Source organism: Candidatus Poriferisocius sp., from assembly GCF_965214065.1.
Taxonomy (GTDB): Bacteria; Actinomycetota; Acidimicrobiia; order Acidimicrobiales; family Bin134; genus Poriferisocius.
Map to the genome: position 1 here is coordinate 136315 of NZ_CBDCAT010000026.1, position 18373 is coordinate 154687.

Genomic DNA, 18373 nt, shown 5'->3' on the forward strand with positions numbered 1-18373 from the left:
GCTCAGAACTCCCGGAGGCGGGCGCTGGTCGGGTCCACCTCGGTGCGCAAGATATGCAGCTCTTCGGCGGTGGGCCGGGCGGTGGTGGGGACGTCCCCGCCGGGCAACAGCACTTCGAATCCAGTGGCCTCCTGTACCTGCTCTGCGGTCACCTCAGGATGCAGCGAGGCCAGCCGCATCCGCTTGCTGGCTGGTTCGAAGTCGAATACGCACATATTGGTGATGCACAGCTGCGGCCCGCCGGGCATGCCCATGCGCTCGCGGTGGTCGCCGCCGTCGCCCCAGCCGATGCCGGAGCGGAAGTGGAGCCGATCCACGAAGGTGCGGGGGTCGTGGGTGGACGACCACAGGTAAATGCGGGGGATCATGGCGCCGAGGTCGGCCATGCCACCGCCACCGGGCAGGCGCACCTTGGGGGCGTCGTAGGGGCCGATCACCGTGTTGTTCACGTTGCCGTAGGCGTCCATCTGCGCCCCCCGGAAGGCGAACGTGTTGTAGCGGGCGCCTTGGGCGTAGGTCCAGAAGTCGAAGGGGGAGTTGCTCAGCATGGAGGCTCCGCCCCACAGCGAGTCCGACAGGGTGGAGTCGCCGATCTCGTCGGGGTCGGCGTCGACGGCGATGGAGCTGGCCGCCCACACCAGCTCGGGAGCGTGGGTGCGCCGGGCCAGCAGATAGCCGCACACGGGGATGAACGACACCGCGCCGTTGAAGGCCCGGGTGTCGTTGGACATGGCCCGGGAGAAGGTCACCACCATCAACTCGTCAATGGTGCAGTCGTAACCGAGGACTGGAGTGCTCATGCTGATATCCCCGTCGAGACATTGTTGACGGCTAGGAAGTCTTCCCAGGTGTCCGGGCTCACAACTCGCTCTTGGAAGAAGCGGGAGAACTCTTCGGGGTCGCGGGCGGCCATGGAGTACTCGGTGAAGAATCCAGAGTCGTGGCCGTATTCTGGGAAGCACGAGCAGGGGTAGGCCCCCATAGGGGCGGGGGCCACCGTGTCGATCATGAATCGGGGATAGGTGGTCCGCTCCGGTTCCTCAGTGAACGCCGCAGTATCCACCACTCGTTCTACCGAGGCCACCGAGCGGGCAGCCGCGTTCACGATCTCGTTGTCCATCCACACCAGTTTGGGATTCACCCGGGTGGTGCCCCGGTGGTCGGCCTCGTGGGCGTGGACCAGGGCCACGTCCACCGCCAGGCGGGTGCAGGCCACGTAGTGCTCCCCGGTGGGGCCGTCCTTCTCCTCCCGCACCGTGCCGCTTTCGGCGTGCAGGCCGAGCACATCGGTTCCCAGTCCAGCCTTGGTGGGCATGAACGGCAGGTTGTAGCTCTGGGCCTGTAGCCGGCAGATCAGCAGATGCTCGCTGTACTCCTCGATGGCCACTCGGCCCGACTGCACCGCGGCCCGAAAATTGGGGGCCAGGCCCAGGCCCTCGAAGCTGACCAGACCGGACATGACCCTCGCCACGCAGCCTCCGGCCACCAGCCAGTCCACCGCCATGCCGGCCACAATGGCCACCAAGTCCAAGTCTTTTTTCTGCTGGCGTACCAGCTCCCGAACCAGGGCCATGGGGGCGCTGTTCATCGACAACCCGCCGATGGCCACGGTGGAACCGTCGGGTATGGACGCCGCCGCCTCTTCCAGTGTGGTGACTTTGCTCATGGGATTTTTCGCTTCCCCCGTGCTCGCTCTTCTTGAAGTTCTTGCAGCCCGCCGTACTATACGGCCCATGACTGACGCTCCAGACATCCTCTCCCCTGAGTACAACACCAACCCGTACCCCTTCTATGAGGTGCTGCGCGACGAGTATCCGGTGATGTGGCACGAGGGCACCCAGGCCTACGTGATCAGCCGCTACGAGGACGTGGCCGGGGCGTTCCGCAACCCCCAGATATCCAGCCGCAACTACGAGTGGCAGACCGAGCCGGTCCACGGGCGCACCATCTTGCAGATGGAGGGCAAGGAGCATTCTTCCTACCGGGGCATCGTGAACCCGATTTTCCGGGGCAGCTATCTGGAGCAGAGCATCGTTCCGGCCATCACCAAGGCGGCCCGCAGCCAGATTGGCGAGTTCGTGGCCGACGGCGAGGTGGATCTGTGCAAGCGGTTCAGCACCCATTACCCGATCGGGGTGATCGTGCAGCTCCTCGATCTGCCGATGGAGGACGTGCCCCAGTTCTACGAGTGGTACACGATGATCATGGACTTCGTGTCCAACATCACCGGCGACGAGGAGAAGAACCGCCGGGGCATGGCCGCCCGGGTGGAGATGGGGGAGTACCTCATGCCCAAGATCGCCGAGCGGCGGGCCAACCCCGGCGACGACCTGCTCACCGCCATGGTGACCAAGGAGTTCGACGGCGTTCAGATGACCGACGACGACATCCGCGGCTTTTGCAGCCTGCTGCTGACCGCGGGCGGCGAGACCACAGAGAAGGCCATCACGCTGACCATGCGCAACCTGCTGGACAACCCCGACCAGATGGCCGAGGTGCGAGCCGACCGCCAGCTCATCGGTCGGGCCTTCGCCGAGACGCTGCGCTTCACCGGGCCGGTTCAGATGATCATGCGCCAAACGGAAGAGGATGTGGAGTTCTCTGGTGGCACGGTGTCAGCGGGCCACACCCTGGAGCTGCTGCTGGGCGCAGCCAACCGTGATCCGGAGGTGTTCAGCGAGCCCGATCGGTTCAACATCCATCGCACCGACATGGAGTTCGACAAGGCGTTCACCGCCGCAGCCGACCACACTGCGTTCGCGTTGGGCCGCCATTTCTGCGTGGGATCGATGCTGGCCCGGGCCGAGTTGACAGTGGCCCTGGATGCGCTGTTGGACGCCATGGACGACATCGCCTACGCCGACGGCTACGAGCAGGAAGAGACCGGCGTGTACACCCGGGGATTGACTTCGCTGCCGCTGACGTTCACGCCGAATCCAGATTTTGTTGCCGGGTGAGGACGGGTCACCCTTATACTGATTGCGGTCCTCTAGACCAATAAGGTTGGACCGGAGCGAGGGTGGTAGAACCCCTTTTGAGGTGTCCTCGCTCCGGCCCGACTAAGACTCTATCCACCGATGTGGATGAAAGTGATTGAAAATCACTAGAACGCGGTAGAGGCTCCTCTTGTTTGGATAGGCTATTACCGCGGCACCACGTATCCGGCGTCGTCGCGGTCCCAGGTCTCGGGAGTAATGCCTTCTTCGCGCAGCTTGAACTTCTGCACCCGCTCTGAGGGGGTCTTGGGCAGATCGTCGCACCAGCGTACGAATCGGGGGACGGCGAAGTGGGCCATGCGGGGGACGCAGAAGTCGAGCAGATCGGTCTCGGAGAGCTCGTGGTCGGGCTTGAGCACCACCACGGCCATCACCTCCTCTTCGCCTAGCTCGGAGGGCACGCCTATCACCGCTGACTCCAGCACCGCGTCGCAGGTGTTGATCACTGCTTCTACTTCGTAGGAGGAGATGTTCTCGCCCCGGCGGCGCACGCAGTCCTTCATCCGGTCGATAAAGGTCAGGTAGCCGTCCTCGTCTAGGCGGCCCCGGTCGCCGGTGTGGAACCACAGATTGCGGAACGTCTCCACCGTGACGTCGGGCATGTCGAAGTAGCTGTCGATCATGATGTAAGGCTTCTTGGGCCTAACCACGATCTCGCCCGCGGTGTTCGGCGGTACCGGTCGATCCTCGGAATCCACCACGGCTACGTGGTAGAGCGCCGACTCCCGGCCTGCGGTGCCGATCTTGCGCATCCCGCGGCGGTTCTCGGTGGTGATGGCCACCTCGGTCATGCCGTACACCTCCGAGAGGTGGACTCCGAAGCGATCTTCGAAAGGCTCCCAGATCTCCACCGGACAGGGTGCGCCGAAACCATTGCGCACCGGGTTGTGGGCGTCATCGGCACGTTCGGGCTGTTTCCACAGCATCATGATCAGCCCGCCCTGGTAGTTGAAGGCGGTGATTCCCTCGGCCCGGCACCGGTCCCAGAACCGGCTGGCCGAGAACCGCCGGTCCATGATGAGCCGGGCGTCGGCCTCCATGGCGCACATCACACTGGTGTACTTGGCGTTGATGTGGAACAGCGGGAAGGCGGTGTAGAGCACGTCGTCGGCGTCGTAGCCCACCAAGTCGACAGTGTGGCGGGCCAGGTTCAGGTTGGCCTCGTGGCACAGCATCACGCCTTTGGACGGGCCGGTGGTACCGGAGGTGTACAAGATGACTGCGGTATCCCGGTAATCGACCTCGGGTTCCGGGGGCGGAGAGTCGAGGTACAGATCGCTCAACTCGTGGAGGGTGACGTGGCCGGGGAATTCGGGAGTGCCTGCGTCTACAGTGCCCTCGGCTCGGTTGACCACAACGTGCTCTAGGCCGGGAAGGCTCGGAGCCGCCTCGGCGATGCGGTCCAAATAGTCGGCATCGCAAACTACCGCCGAAGAGCGCGACTGGCTGATCAGGTACTCCAGTAGATGGCCTCTATAGGCCTGGTTGATGGGTACTTCCACTACTCCGGCCTTATTCATGGAGAACCAGGCGTCGATGCACTCAAGGGAGTTCTGCATCATCAAACAAGAGCGGTCGCCCGGTCCCAGGCCCAGTGAGGCCAGGCCGGCAGCCAGGCGGTCGGAGTCGGCATGGACCCCGGCATAGGTCTTGTCCCGACCCTCCACGGTGAGGGCCAGACGGTCGCCGTTGACCTCGGCCTTATGGCGGATCCACGTGCCGATGGTGCGCGGGCTGTCTGGGCTAATTGTCCAACTCATAGAAGTTTCCGTTAGTTCAACACTTCGGGGGCCTCGCGCAGCAGTTTTCGCACCGCCCCCTCCCAGAAATATCTGACCGTCATGTGATGGCTGTTGACCGCGGCCTTAAGCGTGGGACGCTGCTCGGGGGGCACTGGAACCGGGGTCTGGCCGGCCTGCATGGCGTCGTAGTTGAGCCGGCAAACCCGCTCGAAGTTGGAGGCCCGGTATACAGCTTGCTCAGTGGTCTCACCGGCGATGAGCACGCCGTGGTTGGCCAGGATCACCGCCGTGGCGCTGCCCACCGAGTCGGCCAGGTGCTGGCCCCCGGCGGCATCGTCCACCCCGCCGGTGTAGGTGCCGAACAAGGCGATGTCGCCGTCGAACATGCAGGCCTGCTGGTCGGTGATGTCAGGCAGCTTGTGCATGGTGGACAGCAGGCTTCCGTAGTAGGGGTGGTTGTGGATCACCACTCGGGCGTCGGGGCGGGCCCGGTGCATCTCGGTGTGGATGTGTACCGCCGGGGTCACGTCCCAGCGTCCTTCCAGCACCTCGCCGTTGGCGTCGATGGCCAAGATGTCGGAGGCGGTGATCTCGTTCCACCACAGTCCATAGGGGGTACACCACATGGAACCGTCGTCGGCGTCGTCTCGCACCACCGTGATGTGACCGGCCACGTCCAGCGCATATCCCTCGGCGTCGAGGATGCGGGCGGCACAGGCGATCTTCTGGGGAACGGTGAGCGGCTGTTCCAAGCCGGGCATCACCCGGGGAAATCCACTTTGTCCGGCGATGGCTTCGTCAAGTTTGCCCATGCCCTGCTAGATAGCACACCGGGGGCGTCCCCAAAGAATGTAAGGACACCGAGAGGAGTCGGCTGTGGGCTGGAGAACAATGGGCAATGCCGGGTATCCGGCCGGTCTCGACTCGAACCCGGCGGTGTCGCCCCGCATTCAGCGGTGGGATCACATCGGCATCGCGGTGCGGTCCATAGAGGCCGCGGTGCCGCTGTTTCGGGATGTGTTCGGCGGGCAGTTCGTGCTGGGCGGCGACGATTCGCCGCTGGAGATCCGCACCGCAATGTTCAAGCTGCCCGACACCGTGAAGGTGGAGTTGATGGAGCCGCTGAACGAGCAGAGTTATCTGAACCGCTTCATCGACAAACACGGGGAGGGGTTCCACCATGTGACCATCTTCGTGGACGATGTGGAGGCGACTATCGCCGACTTGGAGGCCACCGGCTATGAGGTGGTGGACACTGACCTGAGCGAGCCCCATTGGCGGGAGACCTATGTGCGGCCCAGGTCGGGGCACGGTTGCCTGTTCCAGATCGTCGACTCCGAGTTGGAGTGGCTGGAGCCCCACCCGCACTGCACGGTGGAGGATGTGATTGCGGGGAAGTGGCGCTGGTGGAGGAGCCAAATCTGGCACATCGACCAGCTGCCCGACGGCTACGCGGAATAGTTCGTCCGGCGGGGCGGTCGCGCTCAGAAAGCGTCCGGTGGGGCGGTAGCGCTCATCCTTGGTCCGGTGGGCCAGCGGGTCGCGCTGAGCGCTTGTCCGGCGGGGCGGCGGGTCCTGTCCCGGCCCAGCCCGCCGTCCTCGACTAGCTCCGGGCGGCGGGCGCCCTGAGCCGGGCCACCCACCGCCCCACCTATGGATTTGAGGCGCCCACCGGCCCACCTATCGGGTTGCTAGGCCGCCCCACCTAGGTTTGTGTTATCCGCCCCGCCTCGGCTGGTTGTCATGCCCGCCGTCGGACAAATGGTCAGTGCGTGCCATCTCGGCACTTGGCTTAGGGGTTAGAGCCCCAGTTCGGCTTGGAGTTTTTCGGCTAGGCGGAATTTTTGGATTTTGGTGGCGGACATGGGCCATTCGTTGGGGGCGACGAAATGGATGTGGCGGGGGATTTTGAAGCTGGCGATCTGGCCGCGGCAGAACTCGATCAGCTCTTCCTCGCTGGCCTCGGTGCCGGGCTTGAGCTCGACGAAGGCGGCCGGAATCTCCTGGTACTTCTCATCGGGCAACGGGACCACCTGGGCTATGGCCACCGCGGGGTGGGTCTGGAGGTAGCTCTCGATTTCGACGGCGGCCACGTTCTCGCCGCCCACCTTGAGCATGTCCTTGGTGCGGCCCAGGTAGCTGATGCGCCCGTCGGGGTCGAGCGAGCCGATGTCGCCGGTGAAGAACCAGCCCTCGTCGTCGAAGCACTCGGCGTTCTTGTCCGGGTCTTTGTGGTAGCCCTCGAACACGTTGTAGCCCCGAACCCAGATCTCGCCTGCTTGGTGGGGCTCGGCAAGGGTTTCTCTGGTCTCAAGGTCTTTGATCTTGACTTCGATACCTCGGAACGGACGGCCTGACGACACAGCCCATGTCTCGGGCGGATCGTCGGGGCCGGAGAAGGCCACCACGCCGCCGCACTCGGTGAGGCCGTAGGCGTTCATGTGGCGGGCCCAGGGAAGCAGGGCGTGGATGGCCCGCAGGGCGTCGGGGGGCGCCACATTGTTCACCAGCCGGATGCGCTGGAACTCGTCGGAGTCCCAGTCGGGGTGGTTGATCATGGCCTGGGTGACTGGCGGGAAGGTGGAGAAGCAAACCGTGGCCTTCTCATCGCGCATCTGGGCGATGGCCGACGCCGGGTCGAAGTGGGTGATGGTCACATAGGACGACCCCGCGTCGAGGCAGCCGATGAGCGGGAGGATCGAGCTCATGTGGAACAGGGGGAGCGGGTCCCAGAACACGTCGGCGGCAGACAGCTCGAACCGGGTCCGACAGGCGGATATGGCGGTGCGTACCAGGGATTCGTGGTTCAGGGGGCAGCCCTTGGGCTCGGCGGTAGTGCCCGACGTGTAGATCATCAGGGCCTCGTCCCGAAGGGCCACCTGGGAGCGGAGCAGTTCCACCTCGTCATCGGTGGCGCAGTCGGCCAAAGCCCCGAATGCGGCCCGGTCCACCATTCCTGCGGGGGAGGTACTGCCCAACAGCACCACTGCATTGAGCTCGGGGGCAACGTTGAGATCGAGATTGGCCGGGTCGGGAGCGTCGGCCAAGCCGGGCAGGCAATCATGGAGGATCACCACGTAATCGGTGAACTGGTCGATGATGTCGCTGGTCACCAGCACCTTCAGGTCGGCGTTCTCTGTGACATAGGCCAGCTCCCGCCCCTTGAATCGGGCATTGATGGGAACGGGAACGGCACCGATTAGGGAAGCGCCGAACATGACCTCGATGAAGTCCATGCAGTTGGGCATGAGGATCCCCACTCGATCCTGAGGCCGCACCCCCAGCCCCAACAGCGATCGGGCCGACCGTCGGGCTGCTTCCTCCAGCGACGCAAAGCTGTGCCGGGTGTCGGGGAACACCACTGCGTCCTGGCTCCCATACAGCGCCGCCCCCCGTACCACCAGATCCCCATAAGTGGTCACATCAACCCAAGTTCTCATCCCCGTAGCTTCGCGCAGCAACCCTTCCTCCGACGAAAAATGCCCACCTCGCCATCACTTTTCGGCGAAAAGTGTCAAGTAGTAGCGCAGTGTGCAGCAGAGTTCTACCGTTCTGGTAGAATCTGTGCGTGGATCTGAATATCAAAGACCTCGATGATGATGTAGGACGGCGATTGCGGGAGCAGGCGAAGGCGGCAGGGCTTTCAGTGCAGCAACACTTGCGAAATGAACTGACAAGGATTGCGTCCCGACTCTCACCTGCTGAATTGTCCGGCGGATACCCTCCGATTAACCGTTCAGAGTTCGAATCCATCCGCAAGCAATTGCGCGAACTAGATGCCCAGTAGCGTCGTCTGCGACGCCGGGGGAGTATTGGCTGTAGCCGGTGTGCTTAAGGGGACAGTGCCAATTGACGCGGAGTTCTTGGCTCTGGACTGGTCAGCGATGACCGTTGGTCGTTTTGTGGCAGCTCGCCATGAGGGCAATCCTGAACGGATTCAAGTGGAGATTGGGCTTGCTCTGTCTGCTGTGCATGAATGGTTTCCAGTCCGCACCATCGTGGTGGAGACTCTTTCACGTGCCGGACGAGGAGCAGCTGATGCCTTGGACTCTTGGTCTGCTCTCATCCTGGCCGAAACCCTTGATCTCCCTCTGTTCACGGCCTCTGATGAGGTCGGCAGCAACCTCGTCGAGGTACACCGCCCCTGGTAGACGGCTCCCGTTGTCGGCTTATGCCCGGACAGTCAGACCGTAGGCATCACGCCCACCGAGGTATTCGCGGTATCGCTCGCCATGGGTCGCCAGAAGGTCGTCAAGCGCCACGAGGCTGGTATTTGGCACAGAGGTCGAATCGCTTCTGACGGCATGTCGGGCTTCCAGCAGGCCAGCAAGCCCGTAACTGGTATCCGGCATGAATGTCGCTGACCCAGCGAACTGGCCCATTTGCTCGGCTACTGGGAGCACGACTTCAGCAATATCAGCACTGATCGGCTTGTACCCCTGTTCGTTTGCTTCCCGAAATGCTGCGGCTAACAGCGCAAGGCTCATCTTTTCCAAGGTGTCAGGCGTAAACCAGATCATCGCAGTGCACTTGGCCCCCTCCTGCGTTTCCATAGTCGACTGCACTGTGACTTGGACTCCTTCGAATCCGCCTGACCTCGAGAAGAGAGCCGTCGAGTCTTCCTTGGTGGGGTACCAGTAGCCGGGTTCTACCGACTCAAGCCGGAGCCTGGCTGCCTGCTGGGCTAGTTCTTCCGTGTTGTCGGGATCGGCATAGCTCAAGGCTCGCTGGAAGGTGTACTCGGGGAGATTCTCAATCACCGTCATCCAGAAAAAGAAGTGCCCTGACTCGTACATGCGCTCTCCTGAGACACGCCCGACGGGCACACGGGTAATCCCGGACTCCATCACCGTGACAGCGGGGAGCCGGACTGCTGCTTCGGGCATTACCAGGGCTCGTGAGTAATGGGTCGCCAGTGAAGACGTGGTAGTCGCTGGTGTGAAGGTAGGAGCGGGCATCGGCCGATCCTATGGTGCTCTAGGGGTAACGCGCCGGCTGAGCAGGGACTTTGCATGCAATAGATATCCGGCACACAGCATCGTGTGACCACAGAACAATGGCCGGCTACGTTGGCAGCGTGCGATGACAAGGAGCGGTTGGACTTTCGCAACGGCGTAGCGGCGTGCCCGACCCACGACGCTGCTTTCGACACCGGTCTGATTACCGTGAACGGAGGCCTCAGGGTCCACCGAGCCCCCAAGCTGGAGGCAAGCAGTCGTGCTGACGCCGAGCCTTTAGTGCTCTACGACGGTTCGAGGAGCGCTTCGCAGTCGATGAGTTCGGGGTGGGTGGGGGCTAGGCGGCGGGCCATGACTTGGATGGCTTCGGGGTTGTTGTCGATTAGGAGGTAGTCGCGGCCGTGGTTGGCGGCGGCTTCGCCGAGGGAGCCGCTGCCGGCGAAGAAGTCGAGTAGGAGGTCGCCGGGGCGGGAGTGGACTTTGACCAGGCGCTCGAGGATGCCGAGGGGCTTTTGGGTGGCGTAGCCGGTCTTCTCTTTGCCGTTGGGGCTCACGATGGTGTGCCACCAGACGTCGGTGGGTGTTTTGCCCCGGGCAGCTTTCTCTTTGCCGACCAGGCCGGGGGCCATGTAGGGGATCCGGTCCATTTCCTCGAAGCAGAAGGCGTAGTCGGATGGGTCCTTGGCGTACCACAGGATGCTGTCGTGCTTGGCTGGCCACTTCTTCTTGGAGCGGGCCCCGTAGTCGTAGGCCCAGATGATCTCGTTCATGAACGAGTCCCGGCCGAAGATCTGGTCGAGCAGCACCTTGCAGTAGTGGACTTCCCGGTAGTCGATGTGGAGGAAGAAGCTGCCGGTGTGGGCGAGCACGCGGTGGGCTTCCTCGAATCGGGGCGCCAGAAAGCCCATGTAGTCGTCGAAGGTGTCCTCGTAGCCGGATTTGCCCAGGCGGATGGTTTGGTAGCGGCGGCCAGCGAAGCCAGTCCGGTCGCCGTTGGCCTCGTCGTGAACGGTCTTGATCCGCTCGCGCTCTTGGCGCTTGCCGGTGTTGAACGGCGGGTCGACGTAGATGAGATCGATGCTGGCATCGGGAAGGGCCCTTAGCACCGGCAAGTTGTCGCCGAAAACGATCTTTCCCATCAGGACCAAGCCTAGGCAGCGGCCAGTTGAGCCTCGCGCTCTTCACCCTGCTGGAGATGGCGAGCAAGCCGAAAAGCAGTTCAGATAACAGTGGACTCGTGATATACTGAAAAATATGGAAAATAGCTGTATCCACAGATATTTCCACATATCCACAGGAAGGGCAGGGGAGCTGAGGTGCCAGGACCCATCAGATATCCTTCGTTGAAGCCTGAGGAACTGATGTCCAAGCTGCACCGGGCGGGGTTCAGGGTGGAGCGGCAGAAGGGATCTCACAGGAGGCTAAAGCACCCTGATGGCCGTTCATTCACGTTTGCCCACCACAAGGGAGCGACGGTTCGGCCTGCAATGGTTAGGCACATACTGGTGAAAGAGGGCGAGATTGAGCGATGATGAGATCGCTAGATTGCTGTAGCGGCTCTGAGACGGAGGAGCAGTAGATGCACAAGTTCCGTATCCACGTCGAAACTGACGGGGAGGGATCGAGCTGGTGGTGTGAGGACGGCCTTGGCTTCGTGGCGGTGGCGAGCACTTTGCCCGAATTGAAGTCGTTGATCAGCGAGTGGGTAGAAGATGAGGGGATCGGGGAGTTCGACTTGCTGATGCCAAGCGTCCAGGCAGAGGCCGCTGGCCTGTAACTGAAGCGCTTGGATTTGGGGCGGGCACTTTGCCGCCAGGTCCGCTAGCTGGCTGCTGCGATGCCGGCGGCGCGGGCGGCGACTAGAAGGGGGCCGATGGTTCCGCCGGCGCCGGGGTAGGCGGCGCCGAGGGGGCTGGCGGCGGCGTTGCCTGCGGCGTAGAGGCCTTCGATTAGGCCGCCGTCTTGGTGGCGGACCTGGCCGTTCACATTGGTGCGGGGGCCGCCCTTGGTGCCGAGGCAGCCGGGATGGAGGCGGACGGCATAGAACGGGGGCTCTTCGACTGGTCCGAGCGTGGGGTGGGGGGCAGCGGGGTCGCCGACGAAACGGTCGTAGACGGAGCGGCCCCGGCCGAAGTCGGGGTCGTCGCCCGCGGCAGCCAGTTCGTTGAACCGGGCAACCGACGCGGCCAGCTCGTCTCCACTCACTCCGACGGCGTCAGCCAGTTCAGCCAGGCTGTCGGCCTGGTGCAGCCACCCGGGGTCCGGGTCTTCCCGGCGTAGCGGCCCCAAGTGGTATTGGCGCCGGTACCCAGAGTCGAACACCAGCCAGGCGGCGGCTGCTGGAAACTGGAACCCGGTGGGGTCGAAAGCATGCATGGCCCGGCCCACGTCGTTGTAGTTACGGGCCTCGTTGGTGAACCGTCGTCCAAGGGAGTCCACCATCAGCGATCGGGGTCGGGCCCGCTCGGTTAGCACCAGCCGGTGGAATGGCTCTCCGTCAATAGTCTCGCCCGGCACGGTCATGGCCGGGCACCACCAGGCCTCGGCCATGTTGCCCAGTTCAGCCCCCATGCCCAGGGCCAGCCGCAGGGCGGTGCCGTCCATGCCGGGGGCACCCACCGGACCGGTCATCGGTCCTCGCAGAAATGCCTTCACCAATGCGGAATCGCGCTCGAATCCCCCAGAGGCCAAGATCACTCGTCCGGGCAATACCTCGTCGCCGATCCGCACTCCGTTCACGGTGCCGCCTGACTGCGCCAGGCCGTCAACGCTCACTCCGGCATGGATCCTGGCCCCGGCACCCTCGGCGGCTTCCACCAGCGAGGCGATCATCGCCCGGCCCATGGTGATCACCCCCTGGCGGGATCGCGCCGCTATCTCGTCACGGTCGAAGATCCCAGTAGCCAGTTCCCGGTAGGTGATGGGCGCGGACACGTTGGGAGCAGTTTGGATTCGCTGGTCGAGTTCAGCGGGCACCATTCGGGGCTGCGGTTCCAAGGGACGATGGCCAGGTTTCCCGCCAGGAAGCTCCGGGTGGTAGTCGGGATAGGGGACGGTCTGCCACCTGAGCGTAGTGGCCGATTCCAGCCAGTCGGCCACCCCCGACGCCTGCTCGGCGAAGTAGCCCACGAGCTCGTCGTCCACGTCGCCCAGCCGCAGGGCTCGCAGGTATTTCCGGGCCTCGGCGAGGGAGTCGTCCACTCCCTCGGCGGCCATGAGCCGGTTGGCCGGGATCCAAGCCAGCCCGCCCGACAGGGCAGTGGTCCCGCCAAGTACCGGCGCTCGCTCCACAACCGTAACCTCGGCCCCGGCCTGAGCTGCTGCCACCGCCGCGGCCATCCCGGCGGCCCCCGACCCGACTACGACTACTGAGTTCATATCAACTGCGCTATATCAGCTGACCAGCATGGCCGCTGCTCAGCCCCCCAAAGTGGCGGCCAGCGCGGCAGTGTCGAACCACTGGGAGAGGCGGCAGATGCGGCCGTCTTGCACGTCGAAAATGTCCACCGCGTCGAAAGAGAGTTCCTGACCGTCCTGGGTGGCGCCGGTGAAGGTGATCTCCACCACCACGGTGGTGCCGTCGCAGATGAACCGGGTGGGGTCATCGGCATGGACTGGAAAGCGCTCGAAGATCTTCTGGAACATGGCGATGGCCTTGTCGGCGCCGGTGCGGGGCCGCGACCCCGAGGGAACCAGATCGAGCTCAGGGTGCAGGACCGAGGCCATCAGCTCCCAGTCCTCGGTGTTGAGGGCGGTGAAGTACTCCTTCACGGTCTCTAGCGGGGTTCGTCCCGATTGCCCTGCGTTCATCACTGGCTCCTCAAGATGTCTTTGACCTCGCGCATGGCCCTGAACGACCAGCCGGCCAACTCGGGGTCGCCGAAGGCGGTCACGTTCCACATGATCAAATGGCGCAGACCGGCGTTGTAGTAGCTGCGGACCTCCTCGGCGATCTGCTCGGGGGTGCCGCAGAAGCAGTAGTAGTCAACCACTTTGGGGGGGATGCCGGCGATGATGGCTTCGGCCTGCTGGCGGGGCACAGAAGCGGGGATCAGATCGTGGAAGCCCTCGGGTGGTTCCACCCCTAGTTGGCGGAAGATCTGTGGGGGCAGCATCACCATGATGGCCCGCAGCAGCGGTGCCTCCTGCATGCGTCGCAGTGTGGCCTCATCGGGCGCGGCCAGCACATAGGCCAAGAGCCCCGGTGTGACCGCATCGGCGCTGCGACCGGCCTCCACCGACGCCTGGCGGATGGTGGCCAGTGAGTCAGCGTAGACGTCGGGGGCGAGTTTGGTGGGCAGCCAGCCGTCGGCCAGCCGCCCGGTGATGTTCAGCATCCTGGGGCCGTGGGCCGCGGTCCAGATCGGCGGGGGAGTGTCCCCGTAGGGGGACAGGCCCAGAACGGCGTCCTTCAGCTGATGGTACTTGCCCTCGTAGTTGATGGGACCGTCGGCGGCCCACAGTGCCCGGATGATCTCGATGCCCTCTTCGAGACGGCCTACCGGGCGGTCGAAGCCCATGCCGTAGGGGGTCACGTTCATCCGCTCGCCCGAGCCCAATCCCAAGATCGACCGGCCTTGGGTGAGGTGGTCGACGGTGAGAGCCATGTTGGCCACCATGGCGGGGTGGCGGCGGAGCAGGTCGGTCACCACCGATCCCACCTTGATGGTCTCGGTCTGAGCCCCAACCGCGCCCATCATCACCAGCGGGTCGAAATACACATGGGAGCTGGGCTGCACCGCGGCCAGCGGGCTCATGTCCGGGGTCCAAATTGAGTCGGGATGCCAGCCCATTAGGTGGCACGGCCACCACAGGGCGTCGAATCCATCGGCCTCGGCCCTCTGGCCAAGGGTGACCGCCCGACCCGCGGGCGGCATGATCTGGCCCGGTACGCCGATCTCCAGGTCTTTCATCCGCTGATCCTGGCTAGATGACGGGCCGCGTCGCGGCACATGGCTCGGCGTTTCATCCGCCGAACTCCCGGCGGCGCATGTTGTCGGGGTCGATGACATCTCTGATGAGGCGCATCTGCTCACTGGTGGGCACTGGGGTAGTGGGCAACTGCCCTTCAGGGGCGGGCAGCTCGAAGCCGGTGGCCTGTTGCACCTGCTCGAAGGTGACGCCGGGGTGCAGCGATGCCACCTGCATGTGACGGGTTTCCGGGTGGAAGTCCATTACGCACAGGTTGGTGATCACCAGCTCGGGTCCGCCTTCCAGACCGGCGTCGGCCCGCTCCGACCCCCCGCCCAGATAGCCGGCGCAGGAGATGAAGTCCACTCTCTCCACCAGCGAGCGGGGGTTGTGGTTGGGGTTCCAGTAGTACAGCGCCTTGCCGATGGAGCCCATGTCGCCCAGGCCGGCGGTGCCCGGCAGCCGCACTCGAGGAGCGTGATAATCAGTGCCGATCACCGAGTTGTTACCGTTGCCATAGCGGTCGAGCTGGGCGGCGCCCACGCAGAACTTGGTGAGCCACCGGCCATTGAGGGCGAAGTTCCAGAAGTCGCCGAACTGCTCCACATACATAATGGAGTCCCGCCACAGCGGGGCCTCCAGGGTGGATGCGGGAACCCGGTCGGGGCGGGGTTCGAGCCCCACAGCTCCCGCCAGCCACACCAGGTCGGGGGCGTGGGTAAGCCGGGCTAGCCAAAAGGCGCTGACCGGCACGAACGAGGCCATGCCGTTGCAGGCCTGGTCGCCGTCGGCGAAGCACGCGGCCAGCCGGGCGATCATCAGCTCATCGATGGTCCAGTCATCAGCCGGAGGGCTGTTCTGCCAGTCGCTCATTATGCCTCCCACGCTTCCAAGGCAGCCTGCCGCTCGGCACCGCCCATCGCCTCCAAGTAGGCAGCGTGATCGGCAGGGCCAGTCACGTACTTCTCCATAAACGCAGCCACCGCGTCGTCGTCTCGGGTGGCGCCGATCCACTCGAGGTGCATGGCCGTGTCGTAGCCGTAGCGGGGGAAGAACGAGGTGGGGTGGGCGCCGTAGGGGGCCTTCACCACCGCATCCACCATGAAGCCAGGCAGCACCGTGCGGTCGGGGTTGGCCCGCAGCACCTCGGAGTCGACGATCTCCTCAGCGGTGACGATCACCGTGGTGGCCGCCTTGGGCATGATGCCCAGGTCGGGCCACAGGGCGGTGGGCTCATAGCCGATGTTGCCGAAGCGGTCGGCCTTGTGGGCGTGTACTAGCGCCACATCGGGCACTAGCGCCTTGCAGGCCACAACCGACGGACCGCCGAAGGGGTCGTCGAGCATCATCAGGTTGTCGTTCACGTCGATCAGGTCGGTGCCGATCAGGCCCCGGGTGGGCAAGAACGGCAGGTTGCGAGCGCCCGCGCCCAAGCGGGCGTTGAGCGCAGTCTCCGACAGCTCCTCTACCCGTATCGCTCCGGCTTCTACCGCTTTGCGGTAGCGCTGGCACAGTCCGAACTGCTCCATGGACACCGCGGCGCCAATCAGACGGTTCATGGCCCCGGCCGCGGCCAACAAGTCCACGGGGATGCCGCCTACCAAGCACACCACCCCGAGTTCCCGCCGTCCCTGGCGGATCAGCTCCCGCACCAGGGCCATCGGCGCGGCCTGGGTGGCCATGTTCTGGATGGCCACGGTGTCGCCGTCGCGAACCAGAGCGGCTGCCTCAGGCAACGTGGTCAATTTTTCTGCGCTCATAAGAGCTCAACCATCTCTCGTCCTCCATGGAGCTCGATCACCTGACCGGTTGCATAGTCGGAATCGGGGGATGCCAGCCAAGCGCAAGCCCCGGCCACATCCTCGGGCGTTCCGGCCCGTCCGATAGGGATCTGGGCCTCGATGCGCTCGATGATCGACTCGGGAATGCCCAAGCCGGTGTCGTCGTCTCGGGCACCGGTGAGGCGAGTTCCCGCGATATAGCCCGGTGCCACCGCGTTGACGTTGATCCTATGGCGAGCCCACTCCCGGGCCAGCGATTTGGTGAGCGCGATCACCCCGCCCTTGGCGGCCGAGTAGTTGGCGTTGCCGGCAATGCCGTAGATCCCGTTGATGGAGGCCATGTTGACAATCTTGCGGTGATGAGCCGGCGGATTGTCTCGGCTGCCCCGCAGCGTTGGAAAAGCGGCCCGACACAGGTTGAAGGTGCCCTTCAGCGCCACGTCGCACACCAGGTCCCATTGCTCGTCGGTCATGTTGTGGGCCATGGCGTCGGCGGTAATCCCCGCGTTGTTCACCAGGATGTCCAGGCCGCCGTATGTGTCTTGCGCTGTGCCCAGCATGGCGGTGACGTCGCCGTGGTCGACCACCGATCCCGGAGCGGCTACTGCCTGGCCGCCAGCGGCGGTGATTGTCTCTACTGCTTCGCCGGCCACATCGCCGTCAACATCGTTCACCACCACCGCGGCCCCGTCTCGGGCTAGCCGGGCGGCCACCGCCAAACCGATGCCCCGACCGGCTCCGGTGACCAGCGCGACGCGCCCCTCCAAAGCGCTGCCCACTAGAAGCTTCGAGGCAGTCCGAAGGTCTCAGCGATGCTGTTGCGGGCCATCTCGTTGGTGATGGGGCCGATGCGGTACAGACGGCTGTCCCGCCAGTAGCGCTGAGGATGGGTTTCCAGGGCGTAGCCCATGCCGCCCAGTACCTGGATGGCGATGTCGGAGCACTTGCCGGCGTACTCGGAGGCCGTCACCTTGGCCATGTTGGCCTCCCGGCCGCAGTCTTCGCCCGACTCCGACTTCCACGCTGCGTAGTAGGTCATCAGCTCGGCCTGCTTTTGCATCATGGCCATGTCGGCCAGGTTCTGGTGCCACACCTGGAACGAGCCGATCTTCTTGCCGAAGGCCTCGCGCTCCATTAGGTAGCTGAGGGTCTCCTCGATGCAGCCGTCGATGATGCCGGTACACAATGCGGCCACCATGATCCGCTCGTTGTTGAGGGTGGACAGCATTTGGTAGAAGCCCTGGCCAGGTTGGCCCACCACATACTCGTCGGGAACGAACACATCGTCGAGGAAGACCTCGCACGATCCCACCGACTTCATGCCCAACTTGGGTATCTGGCGACACTCGAGCCCTTCAGCCGGGTTCTTTACCAAGAACAGGGTGACCCCTCGGGCCGGCTTGTCGACGATGTCCTCGGTGCGGGCCATCAAGAACAGGTAGTCGGACACATGGGCGGCGGTCGACCAGATCTTCTGGCCGGTGATGCTCCAGCCGCCGTCCACCTTGGTGGCTCGGGTCTTCATGGCCCCCATCAGGTCGGTGCCGCCCGACGGCTCTGTGACTGCGATGGCCACTCGGAGCTTGCCCTCGGCAAGCTGGGGGATGAGCTCTTCGCGGGCCACGTCGGAGGCGAACTTGTTGATCGACTTGGCGCAGAAGGATGAGATGCCGAAGATCCAGGTGAGCCCGGCCAGCGAGCGGGCCAGCTCCCGGGTGAGAATCATCTGGGTGACCACGTCACCACCCTGGCCGCCCAACTCAGGGGGCAGGCCGATGGCGTGGAACCCGGCTTCGGACATCTTGTCCCACAGCTCGAACGGGTACTCGAACTCCTGGGCCTCGTAGTCGCGGGCCGCGTCCTTGGGGCATTCCTTCTCGACCCAGTTGCGGACCATTTCTTGGAACATCTGTTGTTCGTCGGTGAGGGTGAACTCCATGGGCTTGGTTGCTCCTTGTCTATGTCTCAGTCTGAGGTCAGTCAGT

20 protein-coding genes are annotated in these 18373 nt (G+C 64.2%); 6 read left to right on the forward strand and 14 right to left on the reverse strand.

Going from position 1 to position 18373, the window contains the following annotated elements; genetic code table 11:
• Positions 1-2: 2 nt before the first annotated feature.
• Positions 3-800, reverse strand: coding sequence for a CoA-transferase subunit beta (locus ACOOGG_RS04875; RefSeq protein WP_420432858.1), 798 nt, complete (start codon positions 798-800; stop codon positions 3-5).
• The gene (locus ACOOGG_RS04880) at positions 797-1666 is read right to left on the reverse strand and encodes a CoA transferase subunit A (protein ID WP_420432860.1); all 870 of its coding nucleotides are present in this window, start codon (positions 1664-1666) and stop codon (positions 797-799) included. The genes ACOOGG_RS04875 and ACOOGG_RS04880 overlap by 4 nt, the downstream gene beginning before the upstream one ends.
• A gap of 67 nt (positions 1667-1733) precedes the next feature.
• Here ACOOGG_RS04880 and ACOOGG_RS04885 point away from each other — a divergent pair, with 67 nt between their 5' ends.
• On the forward strand, positions 1734-2957 hold the full coding sequence (locus ACOOGG_RS04885; protein ID WP_420432862.1) for a cytochrome P450: 1224 nt from the start codon (positions 1734-1736) through the stop codon (positions 2955-2957).
• A gap of 185 nt (positions 2958-3142) precedes the next feature.
• Here the strand turns inward: ACOOGG_RS04885 and ACOOGG_RS04890 are convergent, their stop codons facing one another.
• Together ACOOGG_RS04890 and ACOOGG_RS04895 are read right to left on the reverse strand one after the other, a co-directional pair.
• Positions 3143-4756, reverse strand: a complete 1614-nt coding sequence (locus tag ACOOGG_RS04890) for an AMP-binding protein (RefSeq protein ID WP_420432864.1) — start codon at positions 4754-4756, stop codon at positions 3143-3145.
• Between the two features lie 11 nt (positions 4757-4767).
• Positions 4768-5550: a class II aldolase/adducin family protein gene (locus ACOOGG_RS04895; protein WP_420432866.1), complete on the reverse strand. Its 783-nt coding sequence runs from the start codon at positions 5548-5550 to the stop codon at positions 4768-4770.
• 64 nt (positions 5551-5614) lie between these two features.
• On the opposite strand from ACOOGG_RS04895, the gene ACOOGG_RS04900 reads away from it, so the two are divergent.
• On the forward strand, positions 5615-6199 hold the full coding sequence (locus ACOOGG_RS04900) for a VOC family protein (RefSeq protein WP_420432868.1): 585 nt from the start codon (positions 5615-5617) through the stop codon (positions 6197-6199).
• Between the two features lie 338 nt (positions 6200-6537).
• On the opposite strand, the gene ACOOGG_RS04905 is transcribed toward ACOOGG_RS04900, so the two are convergent.
• Entirely contained in the window at positions 6538-8178 is a 1641-nt protein-coding gene (locus tag ACOOGG_RS04905) for a class I adenylate-forming enzyme family protein (protein ID WP_420432870.1), read from the reverse strand.
• A gap of 128 nt (positions 8179-8306) precedes the next feature.
• Here ACOOGG_RS04905 and ACOOGG_RS04910 point away from each other — a divergent pair, with 128 nt between their 5' ends.
• Positions 8307-8525, forward strand: coding sequence for a FitA-like ribbon-helix-helix domain-containing protein (locus tag ACOOGG_RS04910; protein ID WP_420432872.1), 219 nt, complete (start codon positions 8307-8309; stop codon positions 8523-8525).
• The gene (locus ACOOGG_RS04915; protein ID WP_420432874.1) at positions 8515-8889 is read left to right on the forward strand and encodes a hypothetical protein; all 375 of its coding nucleotides are present in this window, start codon (positions 8515-8517) and stop codon (positions 8887-8889) included. The genes ACOOGG_RS04910 and ACOOGG_RS04915 overlap by 11 nt, the downstream gene beginning before the upstream one ends.
• Before the next feature lie 18 nt (positions 8890-8907).
• Here ACOOGG_RS04915 and ACOOGG_RS04920 read toward each other — a convergent pair whose 3' ends face one another.
• Positions 8908-9534 carry a hypothetical protein gene (locus ACOOGG_RS04920; RefSeq protein ID WP_420432876.1) on the reverse strand — a complete coding sequence of 209 codons (627 nt, stop codon included), beginning with the start codon at positions 9532-9534 and terminating at the stop codon, positions 8908-8910.
• A 446-nt stretch (positions 9535-9980) separates the two neighbouring features.
• Complete coding sequence (locus tag ACOOGG_RS04925) at positions 9981-10835, reverse strand: DNA-methyltransferase (RefSeq protein WP_420432878.1); 855 nt, start codon at positions 10833-10835, stop codon at positions 9981-9983.
• A gap of 222 nt (positions 10836-11057) precedes the next feature.
• On the opposite strand from ACOOGG_RS04925, the gene ACOOGG_RS04930 reads away from it, so the two are divergent.
• Positions 11058-11228, forward strand: coding sequence for a type II toxin-antitoxin system HicA family toxin (locus ACOOGG_RS04930; protein ID WP_420432880.1), 171 nt, complete (start codon positions 11058-11060; stop codon positions 11226-11228).
• Between the two features lie 47 nt (positions 11229-11275).
• A complete protein-coding gene (locus ACOOGG_RS04935; protein WP_420432882.1) occupies positions 11276-11473 on the forward strand; it encodes a hypothetical protein in 198 nt (65 codons plus the stop codon).
• Positions 11474-11517: 44 nt separating this feature from the next.
• Here the strand turns inward: ACOOGG_RS04935 and ACOOGG_RS04940 are convergent, their stop codons facing one another.
• Genes ACOOGG_RS04940 through ACOOGG_RS04970 form a run of 7 tightly spaced genes read right to left on the reverse strand, consistent with a single transcriptional unit; the run spans position 11518 to position 18327 of the window.
• Positions 11518-13074 carry an FAD-dependent oxidoreductase gene (locus ACOOGG_RS04940; protein WP_420432884.1) on the reverse strand — a complete coding sequence of 519 codons (1557 nt, stop codon included), beginning with the start codon at positions 13072-13074 and terminating at the stop codon, positions 11518-11520.
• A gap of 39 nt (positions 13075-13113) precedes the next feature.
• On the reverse strand, positions 13114-13506 hold the full coding sequence (locus ACOOGG_RS04945) for a nuclear transport factor 2 family protein (RefSeq protein ID WP_420432886.1): 393 nt from the start codon (positions 13504-13506) through the stop codon (positions 13114-13116).
• Positions 13506-14609 (reverse strand): LLM class flavin-dependent oxidoreductase, encoded by a 1104-nt coding sequence (locus ACOOGG_RS04950; protein ID WP_420432888.1) that lies wholly within the window; start codon positions 14607-14609, stop codon positions 13506-13508. The genes ACOOGG_RS04945 and ACOOGG_RS04950 overlap by 1 nt, the downstream gene beginning before the upstream one ends.
• A 52-nt stretch (positions 14610-14661) precedes the next feature.
• Positions 14662-15480: a CoA-transferase subunit beta gene (locus tag ACOOGG_RS04955; protein ID WP_420432890.1), complete on the reverse strand. Its 819-nt coding sequence runs from the start codon at positions 15478-15480 to the stop codon at positions 14662-14664.
• The gene (locus ACOOGG_RS04960) at positions 15480-16367 is read right to left on the reverse strand and encodes a CoA transferase subunit A (protein ID WP_420432892.1); all 888 of its coding nucleotides are present in this window, start codon (positions 16365-16367) and stop codon (positions 15480-15482) included. The genes ACOOGG_RS04955 and ACOOGG_RS04960 overlap by 1 nt, the downstream gene beginning before the upstream one ends.
• On the reverse strand, positions 16364-17167 hold the full coding sequence (locus ACOOGG_RS04965; RefSeq protein ID WP_420432894.1) for an SDR family oxidoreductase: 804 nt from the start codon (positions 17165-17167) through the stop codon (positions 16364-16366). The genes ACOOGG_RS04960 and ACOOGG_RS04965 overlap by 4 nt, the downstream gene beginning before the upstream one ends.
• Positions 17167-18327, reverse strand: a complete 1161-nt coding sequence (locus ACOOGG_RS04970; protein WP_420432896.1) for an acyl-CoA dehydrogenase family protein — start codon at positions 18325-18327, stop codon at positions 17167-17169. Before ACOOGG_RS04970 ends, ACOOGG_RS04965 begins: the two co-directional genes overlap by 1 nt.
• Positions 18328-18373 lie beyond the last annotated feature (46 nt).

Coding starts and splice junctions, on each gene's coding strand:
- ACOOGG_RS04915 (WP_420432874.1), top strand. CDS start 8,515: ATGCCCAGTAGCGTCGTCTGCGACGCCGGGGGAGTATTGGCTGTAGCC.
- ACOOGG_RS04955 (WP_420432890.1), bottom strand. CDS start 15,480: ATGAGCGACTGGCAGAACAGCCCTCCGGCTGATGACTGGACCATCGAT.
- ACOOGG_RS04920 (WP_420432876.1), bottom strand. CDS start 9,534: ATGTACGAGTCAGGGCACTTCTTTTTCTGGATGACGGTGATTGAGAAT.
- ACOOGG_RS04875 (WP_420432858.1), bottom strand. CDS start 800: ATGAGCACTCCAGTCCTCGGTTACGACTGCACCATTGACGAGTTGATG.
- ACOOGG_RS04950 (WP_420432888.1), bottom strand. CDS start 14,609: ATGAAAGACCTGGAGATCGGCGTACCGGGCCAGATCATGCCGCCCGCG.
- ACOOGG_RS04935 (WP_420432882.1), top strand. CDS start 11,276: ATGCACAAGTTCCGTATCCACGTCGAAACTGACGGGGAGGGATCGAGC.
- ACOOGG_RS04940 (WP_420432884.1), bottom strand. CDS start 13,074: ATGAACTCAGTAGTCGTAGTCGGGTCGGGGGCCGCCGGGATGGCCGCG.
- ACOOGG_RS04930 (WP_420432880.1), top strand. CDS start 11,058: ATGTCCAAGCTGCACCGGGCGGGGTTCAGGGTGGAGCGGCAGAAGGGA.
- ACOOGG_RS04885 (WP_420432862.1), top strand. CDS start 1,734: ATGACTGACGCTCCAGACATCCTCTCCCCTGAGTACAACACCAACCCG.
- ACOOGG_RS04925 (WP_420432878.1), bottom strand. CDS start 10,835: ATGGGAAAGATCGTTTTCGGCGACAACTTGCCGGTGCTAAGGGCCCTT.
- ACOOGG_RS04960 (WP_420432892.1), bottom strand. CDS start 16,367: ATGAGCGCAGAAAAATTGACCACGTTGCCTGAGGCAGCCGCTCTGGTT.
- ACOOGG_RS04880 (WP_420432860.1), bottom strand. CDS start 1,666: ATGAGCAAAGTCACCACACTGGAAGAGGCGGCGGCGTCCATACCCGAC.
- ACOOGG_RS04890 (WP_420432864.1), bottom strand. CDS start 4,756: ATGAGTTGGACAATTAGCCCAGACAGCCCGCGCACCATCGGCACGTGG.
- ACOOGG_RS04945 (WP_420432886.1), bottom strand. CDS start 13,506: ATGAACGCAGGGCAATCGGGACGAACCCCGCTAGAGACCGTGAAGGAG.
- ACOOGG_RS04970 (WP_420432896.1), bottom strand. CDS start 18,327: ATGGAGTTCACCCTCACCGACGAACAACAGATGTTCCAAGAAATGGTC.
- ACOOGG_RS04905 (WP_420432870.1), bottom strand. CDS start 8,178: ATGAGAACTTGGGTTGATGTGACCACTTATGGGGATCTGGTGGTACGG.
- ACOOGG_RS04895 (WP_420432866.1), bottom strand. CDS start 5,550: ATGGGCAAACTTGACGAAGCCATCGCCGGACAAAGTGGATTTCCCCGG.